This is a genomic window from Paenibacillus sp. FSL L8-0663, from assembly GCF_038008125.1.
GTDB lineage: Bacteria > Bacillota > Bacilli > Paenibacillales > Paenibacillaceae > Paenibacillus > Paenibacillus polymyxa_D.
Genome location: NZ_JBBOYM010000001.1, coordinates 3,462,775 through 3,480,360 on the forward strand (window position 1 = coordinate 3,462,775; position 17,586 = coordinate 3,480,360).

Here is a 17,586-nt window from a genome sequence, read left to right on the forward strand (position 1 = left end):
CCTCTATATAGAGAGCCTGCATCGGTATTGAACGAGAAAATGCTTTTTCACAAGCCTCTTCTTACCTATTATATTATTGGTCAAAACGTCCGTAGAAGGCATTGCGATAGACATCAGCCAACTCAGTAACCAGTGGCAACTTAGGATTCGCAGTTGTACATTGATCTTCAAATGCGCGGTCAGCCAGATAATCTACACGTGATTCGAAATCTTTCGCATCGAAACCGATTTGTTGGAACGATTCCTCGATACCGAGTGTTTTGTTCATTTTACGGATCGCTTCGATCAAGCTGTTAACCCCTTCTTCGGTGGTGCGTGCAGGCAGTCCCAGTATGCGCGCGATTTCTGCATAACGCTCATCCGCAACAAAGTGCGAATATTTAGGGAACGAAGCAAATTTTGTCGGTTTTTTCGCATTATAACGAATAACGTGCGGCATCAAAATGGCATTCGTGCGGCCATGCGCTGTATGGTATTGTCCACCCCATTTATGTGCAAGACTGTGGTTAATGCCCAAGAATGCATTAGCAAACGCCATACCAGCAAGTGTGGAAGCATTATGCATTTTTTCACGAGCCAGCTTATCACCGGTCAGAGCCGATTGTTCTAGGTATTGGAATACCAATTGAATGGCTTTAATTGCCAGACCATCTGTGTAGTCATTAGCCATTACGGACACGTAAGCCTCGATAGCATGTGTCAGAACGTCCATACCTGTGTCCGCTACAGCTGTTTTAGGCAGCGAATATACAAACACTGGGTCAATAATTGCCACATCAGGAGTCAACTCATAGTCAGCCAGTGGGTACTTCGTGTCGCCCAGGTTTTTGTCCGTAATTACTGCGAACGATGTAACTTCGGAACCTGTACCCGATGTTGTAGGGATAGCTACAAATTGTGCTTTTTGGCCCAGACGTGGGTACTTGTAAATCCGTTTACGGATATCCATGAATTTTTGTTTTAAGTTATTGAAATCAGTATCTGGATATTCATAGAACATCCACATGCCTTTAGCGGCATCCATTGGCGAACCGCCGCCCAGTGCGATGATGCAATCCGGTTGGAAACGTCTCATCATTTCAGTACCACGTTCTACCGTAACTGTCGATGGATCTGGCTCTACTTCAGAGAACACTTCGATAGCTACTGGTGTTTGGCGCTGATGCAGATAATGAATAACACGATCTACATATCCCAGTTGTACCATCATAGGGTCTGTGATAATAGCTACACGTGTGATATCAGGCATTTTAGCAAGATACTGTGTCGAATTTTTTTCAAAATAGATTTTGGAAGGTACTTTGAACCATTGCATATTCACCGTCCGTTTCGCCACCCTTTTCACATTAATCAGATTGACTGCCGATACGTTCGACGAAGTCGAGTTACGACCGTACGAACCGCAACCAAGTGTCAACGAAGGAAGATTGGTGTTGTAAATGTCGCCAATCGCACCATGTGTGGAAGGTGCATTTACAATGATACGTCCTGTTTGCAAACGGTTTGCAAACCGAGCGATAACATCCTCATCGTTCGAATGAATAGCGGACGAGTGACCCATGCCCCCGAATTCCACGACTTCAGCAGCGCGTTGAATACCTTGTTCCGCATTTTTTACTTTATAGCAAGCCAATACAGGACTCAATTTTTCCGCAGACAATGGGAATTTTGTTCCTACCCCTTCAATCTCAGCGACCAAAATTTTAGTTCCTGCTGGTACTGTAATACCACTCATTTCAGCAATTTTCACAGCAGACTGCCCGACAATAGCTGGGTTCACTGCACATTTCTCGACATTCATAGCTCCTTGAGTGAGCTTAGCTGCTTCTTCTTTATTTACAAAATAGCAACCGTTAGCGATCATCAATTTTTTCACTTGTTCGAAGATTGGCTCTTCGATAATAACCGCTTGCTCCGAAGCACAAATCATACCGTTATCAAAAGATTTCGAGAGGATAAGATCGTTCACGGCCTGTTTGATATCTGCTGTTTTTTCAATAAAGCAAGGCACGTTACCAGGACCTACACCAAGTGCTGGTTTACCGCAGCTATAAGCTGCCTTAACCATGCCTGATCCACCAGTTGCCAAAATTAGCGCCACATCAGGGTGGTTCATCAATACATTGGTCTTATCCATCGAAGGTGCTTCAATCCATTGAATACAATCGGCCGGAGCACCATGTTTAACAGCTGCTTCGAGCAAGACGCGGGCTGCTTCCGCACTACACGATTGAGCAGATGGATGGAAACCGAAAATGATTGGGTTACGTGTTTTAATGGCAATCAGCGCTTTGAACATCGTAGTCGAAGTCGGGTTTGTCACTGGAGTGATCCCCATGATAATACCGACTGGCTCTGCTATCTTTTGAAAACTGTCAAAATCATTGTCTTCAATGACACCGACGGTTTTTTCATTTTTGATACTATGATAGATATATTCTGTTGCAAACATGTTTTTGGTGATTTTGTCCTCGTACACACCGCGTCCTGTTTCTTCAACAGCCAACTTCGCCAGGTACATGTGTTTATCCATCCCTGCGAGTGCCATAGCTTGTACGATTTCGTCAATCTGTTCCTGATTCATACTCATGAAAGCTTGCTGTGCCCGGTTCCCCCGGTCAATCAGCGTTTGAATATACTGCTCTGCGCTTTGCTCTTTTTGAATAACCTCGTTTTTAACAGCCATTTCCCTCATCCTCCTGTTATCTCGTGTACTATCTCTTGTTCACGCACTGATCGTAACACAGCTTTTCAAGATATATTGTGATTTTTTTCACAATCTATTTAAAATTTTATTTTATGAAGTGAATTAAATCACAAAGTTTGGAATTCTGCCACTTTTACCCCCTCTTCTTGCCCCAAAAACTCATTGCACAAGTATATAATGAATTTGAATTGATCAAGTTGCAGATAAAAAACATAGGATACAAAGGGGAAATGGACGATGAGAAACCCTACAAATGTAATGGAAGCCCGCGGCAACACCTGTTGCTTCTCGGAGGCCAGCTTCAACCGATTGCAAGTAATGATGAAAGATCGAGTTATGCCAGAAAGCTCGCATCTGTTCTGGGAAGGAGATACAGCGGATAAGCTGTTTTATATTAAGCGCGGACGCGTGAAAGTAACCAAAACAACGGATGAGGGCAAGGAACTTATTCTATATATGTATCAAAGCGGCGATCTTGTTGGTCAAGCCGATCCATTTTTCGGTACTAAGCATTCCTTTTCTGCTGAGGTTCTGGAAGACAGTGATATTGGCGTAATCGATCATACAGATTTGGAACTGCTTATTTGCCAGCATTGTGATTTTGCGATTGACTTTATGAAATGGATGGGTTCACATCACCGCATTACTCAGACTAAGTTCCGCGATTTGATGATGTACGGCAAGCCAGGCGCTTTATGTTCAACGCTCATTCGTCTATGCAATACCTATGGTGAGCCTCACGGCGAACATATCCTGATTCATAAAAAAATTACTCATACTGACTTATCAAATATGATCGGTGCGACCCGGGAAAGCGTAAACCGGATGCTTAGTGATCTACGTAAGAAAAATGCAGTTGAATATGATAATGGTATGATTGTTGTCAAAGATTTGGAAATGCTGCAAGGTGTATGTCATTGTGAACTATGCCCTCGTGAGATTTGCCGGATATAATAAATCGTTTTTTTATGTAAAAGGGAGTGTTATAAGCCACTATAGCTTATAACACTCCCTAATTTATTTCCACTCCCCTACTTATACAGGAGCAGTAGCGAAGCATTTTAATGACAGTCCTTCTTCTGGCAACACTCTTTAAAACTGTAAACATAGATAACTTAAATTCCCCATCTCATAGCTTCTATGGATAACCTTGGCTTTGTTTGCAGGATTGCCACTCCCCATTGCAATAAACAACGGTACAAAGTGTTCTGCTCTGGGTACGGCCTGGCGAGCATACGGTGCTTCGCTTTCATAGTGATCCAAAGCCTCTATATCTCTACTTTGTACTTTTTCAATAATCCAATCATCAAAATCTATAGCCCAAGGTTCTGTTTTCGTTTCCCCCCATTTGACGATACGCAGATTATGAACAGTCACGCCACTACCAATGACCAGAATATCCTGTTCTCCCAGTCCTCGCAGCACTTCACCAATAGCATATTGTGCTTTGGGCGAGAGATATGGATTTACAGAGATCTGAACTACCGGAATGTCTGCCTCAGGATACATACGATGCAACAATGTCCAAGATCCATGATCCAATCCCCTCACCCGATCAGTTTCTACGTCAATGCCCTTTTGTTCATATAATTTTTTCAGCTTATTGGCCAGTTCCACAGAACCATGTGCTGGATATTTCACTGTGTACAGTTCCGGTGGAAAACCGCCAAAATCATAAATGGTATCGTACACGTCATCCATCGAACTGATCGTCAACGTTTGTGTTTCCCAATGAGCAGTAAAGATAACTATTGCTTTAGGACGAATACTTTTCCCCAGTTGCTCTAAAAATGAAGTATAGTCCGTCTGTTCAATAGCAAGCATCGGTGAGCCATGGGCCAAAAATAAAGATGGCATCATATAAAGATCCCCTTATCATCAACAATTTATTTTATTCATCAAGTAACTTTATGTAAGTAATGATACATAAGTAACAGAGTCATGTCAACACAGATTTTAACATACACTTAAAGGTCAAAGATTCTATAAATAAAGATTGATATAGGTATAATGTCATAGTAATATGTAACTAATAAATTTTAAAATTTCACTTTATTTCGATACAAAGGACTGGTTTCCATGGAGATACATACTTCTAATTGCCCAAAATGCGGTTCCGTTTTTCGTCAAAACCTTAGAAACCTCTGTAGTACTTGTATTCAGGAAGAAAATATATTCTTGGACCGCTGTTCTAACTATCTATGGAAGCATCCTTCTACTCATACTCGCCAGCTCAGTGACGTAACTGGTACACCTATAGAATTGCTCACAGATTGGGTAAGAGCAGGCAAATTTCCCTCCACATACAGTCAGCTTGATTATCCTTGTGAGTCCTGCCGTTCCCCTATTTATGCAGGGAGACTTTGTCATTCCTGTCTGGGTACATTCCGTTCGGCCGCGCTGGATATTCAAACCCGTGTGCCTCGCCGTGCAACAGCAGCATTATTCTCAGTTGCAGGGCGCGTCAAAGGCTATTAAGTCGTGCTGCCTAAGCACATCATTTCTGCAAAATGGATAAGTAGTCCTAAACGCAATATAAAAAACAGCCTTTTTTCTAGGAAAAGGCTGTTTTGCTATGAAAAACACTTATTTAGTTTGGTGCTCATCTAATCCATTCCTCAGCCCAAAATTGAATCTGTTCCATAACCGGTTGAAGTGCACGGCCTTTGGTTGTTAGCTCGTATTCAATGCGGACAGGAGTTTCTGGATATACATGACGTGTAAGAATTCCTTCATTTTCCAAATCTTTCATCCGCTCTGATAACATTTTGTCACTCATTGTGGGAATCAGATTGGAAATATCCTTAAACCGCTTAGGACCGCTCATCATGGATTGAATAATTAATCCATTCCAACGCTTGCCCAAACATGAAAAGGCGGTTTCAAAACGCGGACACATTTTTGTACATTGCGGTTGACTCTCCAAATTTTTCACCTTCTTTTGCATTTCGGTTTGATAAAGCTTTCCTTTTGTTAGTATATATCATTTTAGCATACTTTATCCCGAAAGAAAACACTTTCTTCTTAAATTAAATACCTGCGCCGATAAAGTTGCCATGACCAAAACTGATTATACAACAAACCAACACAGCAGGTATATGTCTAAATCGTTAAATCAAAAAAGGCGGAATCCCCTAGAGGTTCCGCCTTTCAATCTATTCATTATATAGCTCATCAAAATGTGATGATTGTCATTATACCAACACTCCACCGAGAGGTCTTACCGGTTCACTTCTACCATATATTGGTTTGTTAATACTTGTTGGAGAAGTCCAACGAATACTATTGGCAATAACCTTCAAAATATCAGGCTGGTAATAAGTCGGATAGGTCTCATGGCCTGGGCGAAAATAAAATATTTTACCACTACCTCGACGGAAAGTACATCCGGTTCTAAATACTTCGCCACCTTCAAAGTTACTAACAAATACCAATTCATCTGGCGCTGGAATATCAAAGAACTCGCCATACATCTCTTCCTGCTTCAACAATATTTTGGCGTCAATGCCTTCTGCAATGGGATGTGACGGATTCACCGACCAAATAATCTCCTGTTCACCTGCCACCCTCCATTTCAAATCGCAGCTAGTGCCCATCAGGGCTTTGAATGGCTTGGAAAAATGGCCTGAGTGCAGCACGATTAAGCCCATTCCTTCCTGCACTCGCTTGACAACACGCGCCGTAACTTCATCGCTCACCTGATCATGGGCTTTATGCCCCCACCACAGCAGCACATCTGTGGAATTCAAGACTTCTTCTCCCAAACCATGCTCTGCATCATCACGCAGTGTAGCTGTTTGAATGGCAAATCCCTCTCCTGCCAGGCCGTCAGCCAACGCTTTGTGTATCCCGTCAGGATATATCTGTTTGGCTTCATCATTCAACTTTTCATTCAAAAATTCATTCCAAATGGTGACGTTAATCATCAACATTTCCCCCTATTAGGTTAGACCCACCACATCTCGCTCAGCGGTTCTTCAATCAGTACCTGACGAAGATTGTGGACAGCCTTAGTAAAGCCCTCTTCCACGGACATCAGACCATCTTCATGCTCAATACTCACTACATGATCGTATCCCACCAGACGCAGAGCACTGATAATATCTGCCCAGGTTTTTACATCATGTCCATAACCCACAGTACGGAACTGCCAAGCGCGATCTAGCATTTTCGTATATTCCTGCATATCGGTAAGTCCATATTTATTTACATTAATTGGATCAATCGTCGTATCCTTGGCATGAAAGTGGTGAATAGCTCCCTCTCGGCCCAAAATTTGAACTGCCTGCACTGGGTCAATTCCCTGCCACCACATATGGCTCGGATCGAGATTAGCACCAATAACCTCTCCCGCAGCTTCACGTAAACGAAGCAAGGTCGCTGGTGTATGAACGGAGAAGCCTCCGTGTAGCTCCAGTCCAATTTTAACATGATGATCTGCTGCAAATTTCCCCGTCTCGGTCCAGTAAGGAATAATTTTATTCTCCCATTGCCACTTCAACACTTCTTGAAAATCATTAGGCCACGGAGCCACAGGCCAGTTTGGATATTTCGCATCCTCATGATCTCCCGGACAGCCGGAGAAAGTGTTCACAACTGGAACTTCCAGCTTTTCTGCCAATCGAACGGTTTTAAGAAACGTATCATGATCAGCCTGGGCCAAATGCTTTTGCGGATGAAGAGGATTGCCGTGACAGCTAAGTGCGCTAATCGTTAGTCCGCGGGACTCTACTGCCTTTTTAAAATTTTTGAGCGCTGCATCATTCTCCAGCAATTCATCCGGCTTACAATGCTTATCCCCCGGGTTGCCGCCTGTACCGATTTCTACAGCATCCAATCCTTGAGAAGCCACATAATCCAACGCTTCCTCCAACGAACGGCCACCGAACAACACCATAAATACTCCAAGTTTCAAAAGAAATCCCCCCCTGTATCATATGTGAAAAAAGCTGCTTTCATTATAACGATGGTCTATTCGGGATAATTACGGCTTAGTCAAAATAGACAGCTTTTCCCGTACGTGCCGATTCATAGATAGCTTCCAAAATTTCAGTAACAACCAGTGCCTGTTCCGGCTTCACAAGAGGTTCTTTGTCGTCCAGAATAGATTCGATCCACAGGCGGGCTTCGCGGTCTGCTTCATTTTCCGTCTCTCCAGAGTAAAAGGCAACACCACCTGCATCCAGATCTATTTTCGTATCAAACAAACGGCTGTTCTTTTCTCCGTTAATGCGCAATCCATCCTGCATATCGGCTCCGCCTTCGGTACCGCATAACAGTGTCTTCGCTTCGCCAAACTCTACAACGTTCAATGCCCAGCTGGATTCCAGTACAATCGTAGCTCCATTTTGCATCGTAATAAAACCAAAAGCTGAGTCCTCTACCTTAAATTCCTCAGGGTTCCAAGGCCCAAAGGCATTTGCCGCATCTTTACGATCCCCTAGCTTATGGAAAGTTGAACCTAGTACGCTTTTAGGCTTGTAATTATCCATCAGCCAGAGTGTCAGGTCTAGTGCATGCGTGCCAATATCAATAAGAGGACCACCGCCCTGCTTCTCTTCATCCAAGAATACTCCCCAAGTCGGAACCGCGCGACGGCGTAGAGCAATGGCTTTGCCCAGATAAATTTCTCCAAGCTCTCCTTGCTCGACTAATTGCTTCAGGTACAAACTGTCATCACGATAACGGTTTTGATACGCTATGGACAGCTTCTTACCTGTGCGGTTGGCCGCATCAAGCATCTCCCGTGCTTGCTCAGCAGTTTTAGCCATCGGCTTTTCACACAGCACATGCTTACCTGCCTCAAGCGCCGCTACGGTAATTTCCGAGTGCGAGTCGTTAGGTGTACATACATGTACGACTTCAATGTCTTTATTTTCTAACAGCTTACGGTAATCGCTATAGACTTGCGAGCCATCAACACCAAACTTTTCTGCTGCCTCTTCAGCGCGCTCCTGAATGATGTCACAAAATGCAACGATCTCCGCACGCTTCTGCTTGGCAAGACTCGGCAAGTGTTTGCCGTTGGCAATGCCTCCACAACCAATAATCCCGATTTTAAGTGTTTTAGACATGAATATTTCCTCCCTGAGCTGCGTATTGTTGGAGCCATTTAATGCTGGTTTCAATGCTTTCGATTGGAGGGTTTGAGCAGAAATCCTGTTCCACGACGACCCAATCCACACCTGCCTGAATAGCGGCGTCTGTAATGGCCTGAAGTTGCACTTCGCCTTTACCAAGCTCTACAGTCACTGCCTTTTGCTGCTCGTCACGTGCCATATCCTTTAAGTGAATGATAGGCAGGCGTCCATTATAACGTCCGATGTATTCCACTGGATCATAGCCCCCATAGTATACCCAACAAGTATCCATTTCGACCTGTAACAAATCATCGGAAACTGCATCATATAAAGCATCGAATACTGGGCGATCATTGATCTTTTCTGTTAATTCAAAATCATGATTATGATAAGCCAGTATCAGGCCCTGTTCCTTCACTTTTTCACCAATACGATTTAAATTAGCAAAAAGTTCATCCCACTCCCGCTGTTCTTCGGTTAAATAAGGAACGATTAGGTACTTATTGCCCAATTCTTTGTGGTATGAAATCTCCTCATCCAAATGATCCAGCAAGCGAGAATATTGTACATGAGTTCCGACAACTTCCAGATTTAGTTCATCCAAGAGCGCTCTGACATCCCTGGCATTGCGTCCGAAAAAGGTATGAAATTCTACTCCTTTATAGCCAAACTCAGCTACCTTGCGCAATGTACCTTCAAAATCCTGTTCAAGCTCTTCCCTTACGGTGTACAATTGCAATCCTACTTTAGCCATTACCCTTCACCTCTTTAAGTTAGGAACCATTATATCTGTTCCATAATACACATCCTCGTCCGGCTTGAACGTACTTACCAGCGTAATGTATTGCCTTCCAATGATGAGTGCTGAAAAGCATGCATGGCTTCTAACACATGGTAGGCCAGCTCAGCATTGGCACGATGGTCCGTGAATTTCAATGCGCCAAAGGCTTTTCACTGTACACATGCTTGCCTGCCTCTAGTATCGCTATATCTGACCATACGTGGCTGCCAGGCACGGTCAGATTAAATACAAGCTCAATTTCAGGCTGGCGCAGTAATTCATCCGATTTGTATACGTTTTCAATGTTGAATTTATCGGCCCTCTCCTTTGCCCTCTCATCCAGTAAATCAGCGATGGCCACCACTTCAATGAGTGGGCTCTTTTGGAGATTTTCAAGATATACCGAGCTAATAGTACCGCATCCGATAATCCCGGCCTTCATTCGTTCCACGTCGTCACACTCCTTGGCCTCCAACATGTACTTTCTCATCTAACATGTAAGCTTTACAGTTCACATAGTATTCTATTTCTGTTTCGTTTAAAATGAATAATATGATTAAAACATGAACAATCTGGTCAATATTTGAAACAGCCATATGCCCAAAGGAGTCATCATCATGTCTATCGTCGAGCCTTGTCAGGTTCTTACCGCAGGCTATTCCTTCCATCGAAAGCCCTTTTATTCGAACCAGCCTGAGGGGATCAAAAATTATTTATTCCGTTTGCAAACAGATGGACGTTGCCAAGCCCGCATTAACGGGGAAATGACACGGATTGAGGCAGGTGACCTACTGTTATTCAATCCTACCGAGCCTTATGAACTGGATATTCATAGTGAGTTGAATCCCATGGGAGAGCTGGTCGTGGAAAGCGGAGATTATCACATTTTTTTCGGTGGTTCCTGGGTAGATGAGTGGTGGAACCATCATAAACGACCCAACAGAATTAAGGTTCAGCTCACAGAAGCCCTGCTTGGTCTATTTCGTCAGCTTGTGATGGAGCAGCGACGTATTTCTAATCCTTACCCGGAAATATCAGGTTATTACATGCGCATTTTATGTTTGGAGTTTGACCGTATGCTATCCGATCATCCTATCGCTACCCATCATAACTATCTTGCGTATCAGATTAAAAATTATATTGAAGAAAATGCATCCTCTAACTTCAAGCTGGATGACGTGTCTTCACACGTCGGTATCAGCGTATCCCGAGCAGTACATCTGTTTAAGGAAACATTCGATACGAGCATTATGCAGTACACGCTGGACATCAGGCTTAACATGGCGAGAGAACGAATCATTTTCAGTCCCATGTCACTGGAACAAGCCGCCGAATCGTCAGGATTTGCAAATTACACGTATTTTCACCGTGTATTTCGTTCCCGCTTCGGTATGTCGCCCAAAGAATTCAGGGTGATTCACCGCGAGCAATTGTAATACAAAGAGCGTTCACCTGAACGCTCTCTTTGTTCATAACCAATAATAGTGGATACTGCTAACATACTGCGACCCAGCTTTTTTACGGAGCAATTGTAAGCATCACTACTGACATTGGTGGCAGTGTAACATCCAAATGCTGACCTTGAAGCTGATAGGATGTGAAAGCTTCCTTTTTCACACGCTCTGGCTGATCAAACGTATTATGTGCCTGCATATCGTCGTTGGCAAGGACAACACCACTGATCTTTTTAACCTCTTCCAGTCCTCTTAGCTCCAAATTCAAGTTTGCCGACACGCCCGGATGGACGTTGCAAAAGCTGATATGAATATTACCATCCTGCGCCTTGGAGGCGGACAAGCTTACTTGCGGGATGGAATCCCCGTCATATTCATAATCGCCTACCTTTACATGAACAGCCAGTGCTTGCGCATCCTGATGCACCTTAAACATTTCAAATATATGGTATGTCGGCGTCAACAGCATAGCAGGACCTTCGGTCAGAACCATTGCTTGTAAAACATTGACCATTTGAGCAATATTCGTCATCTGTACTCGGTCATGGTGATTATGGAAAATGTGTAGATGCAGCCCAGCTACCAGCGCATCGCGCATCGTATTTTGCTGATACAGGAAGCCCGGATTGGTCCCTGGCTCAGTCAGGAACCAAGTTCCCCATTCATCGACAATCAGTCCGACCCTTTTGTCAGGATCATATTGGTCCATAATAGCAGAATGACGAGTAATCAATTCATCCATGTGCAGTGATTTTTTCATCGTCTCGAACCATTCCGCTTCATCAAAGCCGAGTGCTTGCCGTTTCCCTTCCCAGTTTCCCGGGATCGTATAGTTATGCAGGCTCAAACCGTCCATAAGATGCCCAGCTTCACGCATCAACACTTCGGTCCAACGATAATCGTCCACATTCGCCCCACCTGCAATCCGATAAATGCGGTTCTCGCCATAGTTACGGACATATGTCTGATAGCGGCGATACAGATCGGCATAATATTCTGGGCGCATGTTACCGCCACAACCCCAGTTTTCGTTACCCACTCCAAAATATTTGAGCTTCCATGGTTTCTCACGACCGTTTTCCTGACGCCATGCAGCCATTGGGGACTCTCCATCGAAGGTCATGTACTCTACCCATTCCGACATTTCCTGAACTGTACCACTGCCGACATTTCCACAAATATAAGGCTCTGCATCTAACAGCTCGCACAATTGAAAAAACTCATGTGTGCCAAAATGATTATTTTCAACCACACCGCCCCAATGCGTATTTACCATTCTCTTACGATTTCCTTTGGGTCCGATACCATCTTTCCAATGATATTCATCGGCAAAACAGCCTCCCGGCCAGCGCAGCACAGGAATATTCAGCTTTTTCAGCGCTTCCACCACATCATTACGAATTCCGTTTGTGTTCGGAATCGGTGAGTCCTCTCCAACCCATATGCCTTCATAAATGCAACGTCCAAGATGCTCAGCAAATTGTCCATAAATGTTTTTATTAATAATGCCTTGTTTCCAATCGGTATTAACAACAATAGAACCCTTCACAACAAACCCTCCCCAAAAATATTAAGATTGTTGGAACACCCGCACAAATGTTTGCGCTTTCATTTTGGCCTAAATACCACTCATACCACCGATTTTCTTTCGATCTTAATTTTTACGCATCATTACTTTTAGTAAATATTAATATAGATATTAATAATTAAACAAAAATATTTCACGTGTTTAATATATTTTATTGTCTACTTTTTGTCAATCGTTAAGAAAAGGTCCAATCAAACCAAAAAGCCTGCCATTAAGGCAGACCAAGGTATGACTACTTTAACCCGTAATCCAGGTTCAGCCGAGCCTGAGCATTGTATCTTTTAGGCTGTTCCTATCCACCGTGAACCATGGTAACTGGGACAATTTTGAGCTGCCGCCAAAGCACGTACACGAACAATACTTCCGCTGATACCACACGTATGTCCGGACATTAACTCTTCACATTGTGAGCAGGCCAACAGTCTGGCTTCGTACACTTCATCGTTTACACATTCCATTTTGGGTCTCATGTTGGTTAGAATTCTGGTAATTTGCTCTTCCGATATCGAGATATCTCTTTCACAACCTTTGCAGGTGCTTGGCACAGGTATATCTTCCATCGTCAGCTTACCTCCCCATCAACAATGTCTTAAGTAAATATAGTGAGTCCATGATGCCATAAATGATAACTGTATATCCTTTATTCTGGCTAGCCCTATTTCCGTTCCGACGGAAGGCTGGCAGCCGCCTCGGATACGACCATCGCCAAGTCCTCATTTCCGAACATGGATAGTACCCCTAATACTGTATCCAGCGGAATATCACCCGCTTCTTCACGCGATACAGTCAATTTGCGTACTCGTAGCAGACGCTCGTTGCTATCCTGATGCGGATACGCTACACGATATAATTCCTCTGGCTCCAACCCGTGATTGATACACCATTGCGCAAATACAAGAATCATCATATCTTCTTCTTGCTTATAATTTTCGATGATGGCTTCTTCTAGCTGTTTACCACGATTATCTTCTTCCATTCATTCATTTCTCCTTCAACCTAATTCTTGATGTCTGTCTGGACTGTTAAGATCATGTTCGGACGTTCCATATTAATCACTCAAACGGTTGATCAGTTCGTCAGCCAGCATATGGCTTTCCAATACTTTTCCAGCTCGTACAGCACACTCCTCCGGACGATGAATATGCTCCAGAAAATGATTCACGACTCCTGTGAATCCTCGTCTTTCCAAAATCGTATCCCAGCTTCCAAAAGCTTGCGTTAATGGTGAATGATTTTTTTGCATAAAAACAGCCTGTTCCATATTTGTTACTTCAACAGACCGTCCTGCCCCGTGAAGCTCCAGTTTTTCTATGTCAGCTCCTGCCTGTCTACTCATACTGTAGCTTCCGGTGGCATTTCCCAAACGTACAGTCCCGAACGCAGCATCCATATATCCTTCACTCGTCGTATTCAGACTACTATGCAGCAGTTCATAATCATCGCCACCCAGCCACAAAAGCAAGTCAAGCATATGAATTAAATCATCATAAACCGTCTGTGCCGCCGGTCTTCGATCATATCCAGTACGATGTTTAATAGCCGCACATTGACTGAATCCACCCGCTTCCTCTAACCAAGCCTTAGCAGCAACATAATGCGGGGCAAAACGCCGATTAAATCCCACCGCCAGCAGCACGGCCTGTGCTTCCGCAAAAGCGGTCATTTCCAGATTCTGACGAACATCATAGGACAACGGTTTATCCACATACACGGCAATCCCTTTTTCAATACACGCCATAACCAGATCAAAATGAGCTTCGGTCGCGGCATGTATAAATACAGCTTCCGGTTCCCATGCCAGCATCTCCTTCACATCTGTCGTTCCTCTAGGCAACCTATATTGCTCCATGACGGAACTTACCGGCTCCTGTGAACGGTTCATGACACCTACAATGTCTACACCTTGGTGTGCAGCCAGTAACGTCAAATATACTTTACGAGCAATACCACCCAGTCCCGCAATGGCTACCCTTGTCTTCGTTTGCTTGTCCATATCATTCCCACCTCTAATCACTCATTCATCTGTTGTCTAGTTTACATGGAAGTCTGCTGACAAGTAAAGAAAAGAGACTGCTCCGGGTCCAGTTGGACAATAACGGAACAGCCTCTATGGCATGAACATTCAGCTTCAGCTAAGTTTACCTCAATGTAAGTTAGCTTAGGCGTGCTGCACTTGCTTTCTTGTTTTTTCACTTTTGATTTTTTTAACACGCATCCCAATGGCTACAACCAGAACCACAACCAGAACCTCAAAGCCGTATTTAACGACCCCGTTCATAAACCAGTGTGCAATCAACGGTTCCGCCACCACCATTTTGGCAGCAGTATAAGCAAGTACAGCAGCCCCAATCGTAATAACTACTGGGTAACGTTCTGTCAGCTTCAAGATAATCGTACTTCCCCACACCATGATTGGAACAGAGATTGCAAGACCCAATATAACGAGTAGCATATTTCCATGAGCTGCGCCCGCTACAGCAAGTACATTGTCGAGCCCCATCATCGTATCCGCGATAATAATGGTGCGGATCGCTGCCCACATTTGATTCGTGGCTGAAATTTCATGCTTCTTCTCTTCGACCAGTAGCTTATAGGCGATATAGATAAGTGCGAGTCCCCCAATCAAACGCAATCCATAAATTTGCAATAAATACGTGACCAGCACCGTAGCAATCACACGAATGATGACCGCTCCGACCGTCCCCCAAATAATGACCTTCTTTTGATTGGCCTTATCAACATTGCGAGCCGCCAAACCGATTACGATTGCATTGTCACCAGCTAGCACCAGATCAATGATAATGATGGATACTAATGCGGTTAAAAACTCAATTGACAACAAATCCATACGTTTCTCCCACCTTTTTTATTTATTTGTTATACTGTACATAGTTCAGCGCTTTATACTAAAAAAGCGCCATTTCACGGAATCCGGAAACGGCGCTGACCCAAATTTGGCATCAAAAAAAGACCATTTACCCGGATTCCTAAAATCCTGGCAAAGGTCTCGCTTACAACATTACGTTGCCAATAAAGCCGGGGATTAAAAATCCCGTAATGACGACTTTACTCGTTGAGCTACTCCCCTTTGGGAACTATTCTATTAGTGGCAGTATAGCACACATTATTAGGAATGTGAACCCTATTTTTTTCTGTATAAGCGATAAGCCGTACAGGGATATTGAAAGAGGTATGTAAATGAAAAAATGGCTACTTGCCGCTGCTTATGTTTCGCTGCTTTGCATCGCGTTTATCTACAGATATGATTGGCTCGCCTGGGCGGACAAGCAAACCTCCTTTCCAGTTCTGCTACTGCTCGCATTTTTATTCGCGTTAATACCGTTTGTGCCTTACAAGCTGATTATCGCTTCTATTGCTTATGCCGCAGGTCCTTGGCAAGGTGCTCTGATTTGCTGGCTAGGCACTACCATGGCTGCACTGGTCGTTTTCATTGCAGTACGTACCCTGTTTCGTGACAAAGGACGAGCCTATTTGAAGCGGGTTCCTGCATTGGAGCGCTTCAATCGGGTCATGGAAAGGGAGCCTTTTGCTGCTGTTCTGCTGGCTCGCCTGATTCCGGTCATCCCCCAGGCAGCGGTAAATGTATACGCTGGAGTAGCGGGGTTTCCGTTCTGGAGCTTTATCCTAGGTACAGCTATTGGCAAGCTTCCCGCAATTGCGGTGTATGCTTATGCTGGCGGCACCTTTGCAGAACACCCAATCACTGGTTTGCTCATTTTGGTGCTATATACTGCATTGGTGGGCGGCGGCTTTATACTCTACCGAAAAAGGCTTCAACGCATCAATAGAATTTAATGCGACAGTTTGCTACCGTTTCTGTAGGATGTTTCATGGCGATTTTGAGGACAGAGCCAGTTACACTGCCGTTTGGTTTCTGACGTTTCGTTGGATTTTGCAAAAATCTCGTATATAATTTAATTGTAAGCTATTTAAATAACAACTAATTAAACATTCTCAGATTGGAGTGACAAATATGAGTACCAACAATCCACACACGGTAGAAAAAGCAACTTTTGCAGGTGGCTGCTTCTGGTGCATGGTTTCCCCTTTTGAGGAATTACCCGGTATTTTGAAGGTTAGATCTGGATACACAGGGGGACATACCGAAAATCCTACCTATGAAGAGGTATGCTCTGAAACAACGGGGCATGTGGAAGCCGTACAGATTACATTTGATCCACAAGTTTTCCCGTATGAAAAACTGTTGGAGCTATTCTGGCAGCAGATTGATCCGACGGATGAAGGTGGACAGTTTCACGATAGAGGTTCATCTTACCAAACGGTTATTTTCTATCATAATGAAGAGCAGCGAATCAAGGCAGAAGCTTCTAAAGAAGCTTTGGCTCAAAGTGACCGCTTCGACAAGCCCATTGCTACACCGATCCTGCCTGCGACCACTTTTTATGAAGCAGAAGAATATCATCAGGACTACCATAAGAAAAACCCCGCTCATTACAAACGCTACCGCAAAGGTTCGGGACGTGAGGATTTTATCGAACAAAATTGGTCTGGCAAGATTGATAAATCCGATCTTAAAGATCGGCTCACGCCTATTCAATACGAAGTAACTCAAAAAAACGCGACCGAGCGCCCTTTTCAAAATGAGTTTTGGGATCATGAGGGTGAAGGCATTTACGTAGATATCGTATCAGGAGAGCCCTTGTTCAGTTCATTGGACAAATATGATGCAGGTTGCGGTTGGCCCAGCTTTACCCGTCCGCTGCGCAGCTATAATGTCAAAGAAAAAACCGATCTCAGCCATTTTATGATCCGTACCGAGGTGCGAAGTCGCGAAGCTGACTCCCATTTAGGGCATGTATTCGATGATGGTCCTGGTCCAGATGGTCTGCGTTATTGCATCAATTCCGCCGCGCTCCGCTTCGTGCCTCAAGCAGACTTGGAACGTGAAGGATACGGAGCATATAAGTCATTATTTGAACAGTAAGTAACCATAA

17 protein-coding genes and 1 pseudogene are annotated in these 17,586 nt (G+C 43.9%); 5 read left to right on the forward strand and 13 right to left on the reverse strand.

The window, feature by feature from the left end; translation table 11 throughout:
• Positions 1–73: 73 nt before the first annotated feature.
• On the reverse strand, positions 74–2,686 hold the full coding sequence (gene adhE / locus MKY75_RS15055) for a bifunctional acetaldehyde-CoA/alcohol dehydrogenase (RefSeq protein WP_029517233.1): 2,613 nt from the start codon (positions 2,684–2,686) through the stop codon (positions 74–76).
• Between the two features lie 258 nt (positions 2,687–2,944).
• On the opposite strand from adhE, the gene MKY75_RS15060 reads away from it, so the two are divergent.
• Complete coding sequence (locus MKY75_RS15060) at positions 2,945–3,661, forward strand: Crp/Fnr family transcriptional regulator (RefSeq protein ID WP_013310849.1); 717 nt, start codon at positions 2,945–2,947, stop codon at positions 3,659–3,661.
• A 138-nt stretch (positions 3,662–3,799) separates the two neighbouring features.
• Here MKY75_RS15060 and MKY75_RS15065 read toward each other — a convergent pair whose 3' ends face one another.
• Complete coding sequence (locus MKY75_RS15065) at positions 3,800–4,567, reverse strand: DODA-type extradiol aromatic ring-opening family dioxygenase (protein ID WP_029517232.1); 768 nt, start codon at positions 4,565–4,567, stop codon at positions 3,800–3,802.
• A 318-nt stretch (positions 4,568–4,885) separates the two neighbouring features.
• Here MKY75_RS15065 and MKY75_RS15070 point away from each other — a divergent pair, with 318 nt between their 5' ends.
• Positions 4,886–5,185 carry a hypothetical protein gene (locus tag MKY75_RS15070; RefSeq protein WP_223821919.1) on the forward strand — a complete coding sequence of 100 codons (300 nt, stop codon included), beginning with the start codon at positions 4,886–4,888 and terminating at the stop codon, positions 5,183–5,185.
• 124 nt (positions 5,186–5,309) lie between these two features.
• On the opposite strand, the gene MKY75_RS15075 is transcribed toward MKY75_RS15070, so the two are convergent.
• The 6 genes and pseudogenes from MKY75_RS15075 to MKY75_RS15100 form a co-directional block, all read right to left on the reverse strand.
• Positions 5,310–5,654, reverse strand: coding sequence for a winged helix-turn-helix transcriptional regulator (locus MKY75_RS15075; RefSeq protein WP_034095058.1), 345 nt, complete (start codon positions 5,652–5,654; stop codon positions 5,310–5,312).
• A gap of 247 nt (positions 5,655–5,901) precedes the next feature.
• Positions 5,902–6,633, reverse strand: coding sequence for a ThuA domain-containing protein (locus MKY75_RS15080; RefSeq protein WP_340885779.1), 732 nt, complete (start codon positions 6,631–6,633; stop codon positions 5,902–5,904).
• A gap of 20 nt (positions 6,634–6,653) precedes the next feature.
• On the reverse strand, positions 6,654–7,622 hold the full coding sequence (locus MKY75_RS15085) for a sugar phosphate isomerase/epimerase family protein (RefSeq protein WP_029517230.1): 969 nt from the start codon (positions 7,620–7,622) through the stop codon (positions 6,654–6,656).
• A gap of 76 nt (positions 7,623–7,698) precedes the next feature.
• The gene (locus MKY75_RS15090; protein WP_029517229.1) at positions 7,699–8,781 is read right to left on the reverse strand and encodes a Gfo/Idh/MocA family protein; all 1,083 of its coding nucleotides are present in this window, start codon (positions 8,779–8,781) and stop codon (positions 7,699–7,701) included.
• Positions 8,774–9,541: a sugar phosphate isomerase/epimerase family protein gene (locus MKY75_RS15095; protein ID WP_340885781.1), complete on the reverse strand. Its 768-nt coding sequence runs from the start codon at positions 9,539–9,541 to the stop codon at positions 8,774–8,776. The genes MKY75_RS15090 and MKY75_RS15095 overlap by 8 nt, the downstream gene beginning before the upstream one ends.
• A 184-nt stretch (positions 9,542–9,725) precedes the next feature.
• Positions 9,726–10,019, reverse strand: a pseudogene (locus tag MKY75_RS15100) (Gfo/Idh/MocA family protein); the annotation flags it as partial.
• Between the two features lie 166 nt (positions 10,020–10,185).
• Here MKY75_RS15100 and MKY75_RS15105 point away from each other — a divergent pair.
• Positions 10,186–11,004: an AraC family transcriptional regulator gene (locus tag MKY75_RS15105; RefSeq protein WP_340885784.1), complete on the forward strand. Its 819-nt coding sequence runs from the start codon at positions 10,186–10,188 to the stop codon at positions 11,002–11,004.
• 82 nt (positions 11,005–11,086) lie between these two features.
• Here the strand turns inward: MKY75_RS15105 and MKY75_RS15110 are convergent, their stop codons facing one another.
• The 5 genes from MKY75_RS15110 to MKY75_RS15130 form a co-directional block, all read right to left on the reverse strand.
• The gene (locus tag MKY75_RS15110) at positions 11,087–12,571 is read right to left on the reverse strand and encodes an alpha-N-arabinofuranosidase (RefSeq protein WP_340885787.1); all 1,485 of its coding nucleotides are present in this window, start codon (positions 12,569–12,571) and stop codon (positions 11,087–11,089) included.
• 320 nt (positions 12,572–12,891) lie between these two features.
• Positions 12,892–13,170 carry a hypothetical protein gene (locus tag MKY75_RS15115; protein WP_029517224.1) on the reverse strand — a complete coding sequence of 93 codons (279 nt, stop codon included), beginning with the start codon at positions 13,168–13,170 and terminating at the stop codon, positions 12,892–12,894.
• Between the two features lie 95 nt (positions 13,171–13,265).
• On the reverse strand, positions 13,266–13,586 hold the full coding sequence (locus MKY75_RS15120; protein WP_013310862.1) for a hypothetical protein: 321 nt from the start codon (positions 13,584–13,586) through the stop codon (positions 13,266–13,268).
• Positions 13,587–13,658: 72 nt separating this feature from the next.
• The gene (locus MKY75_RS15125) at positions 13,659–14,603 is read right to left on the reverse strand and encodes a Gfo/Idh/MocA family protein (RefSeq protein WP_340885790.1); all 945 of its coding nucleotides are present in this window, start codon (positions 14,601–14,603) and stop codon (positions 13,659–13,661) included.
• Between the two features lie 165 nt (positions 14,604–14,768).
• Positions 14,769–15,458 (reverse strand): TerC family protein, encoded by a 690-nt coding sequence (locus tag MKY75_RS15130; protein WP_029517222.1) that lies wholly within the window; start codon positions 15,456–15,458, stop codon positions 14,769–14,771.
• A gap of 350 nt (positions 15,459–15,808) precedes the next feature.
• On the opposite strand from MKY75_RS15130, the gene MKY75_RS15135 reads away from it, so the two are divergent.
• Together MKY75_RS15135 and msrA are read left to right on the forward strand one after the other, a co-directional pair.
• A complete protein-coding gene (locus MKY75_RS15135; RefSeq protein ID WP_029517221.1) occupies positions 15,809–16,426 on the forward strand; it encodes a TVP38/TMEM64 family protein in 618 nt (205 codons plus the stop codon).
• A 178-nt stretch (positions 16,427–16,604) separates the two neighbouring features.
• Complete coding sequence (gene msrA, locus MKY75_RS15140; RefSeq protein WP_340885792.1) at positions 16,605–17,576, forward strand: peptide-methionine (S)-S-oxide reductase MsrA; 972 nt, start codon at positions 16,605–16,607, stop codon at positions 17,574–17,576.
• Positions 17,577–17,586 lie beyond the last annotated feature (10 nt).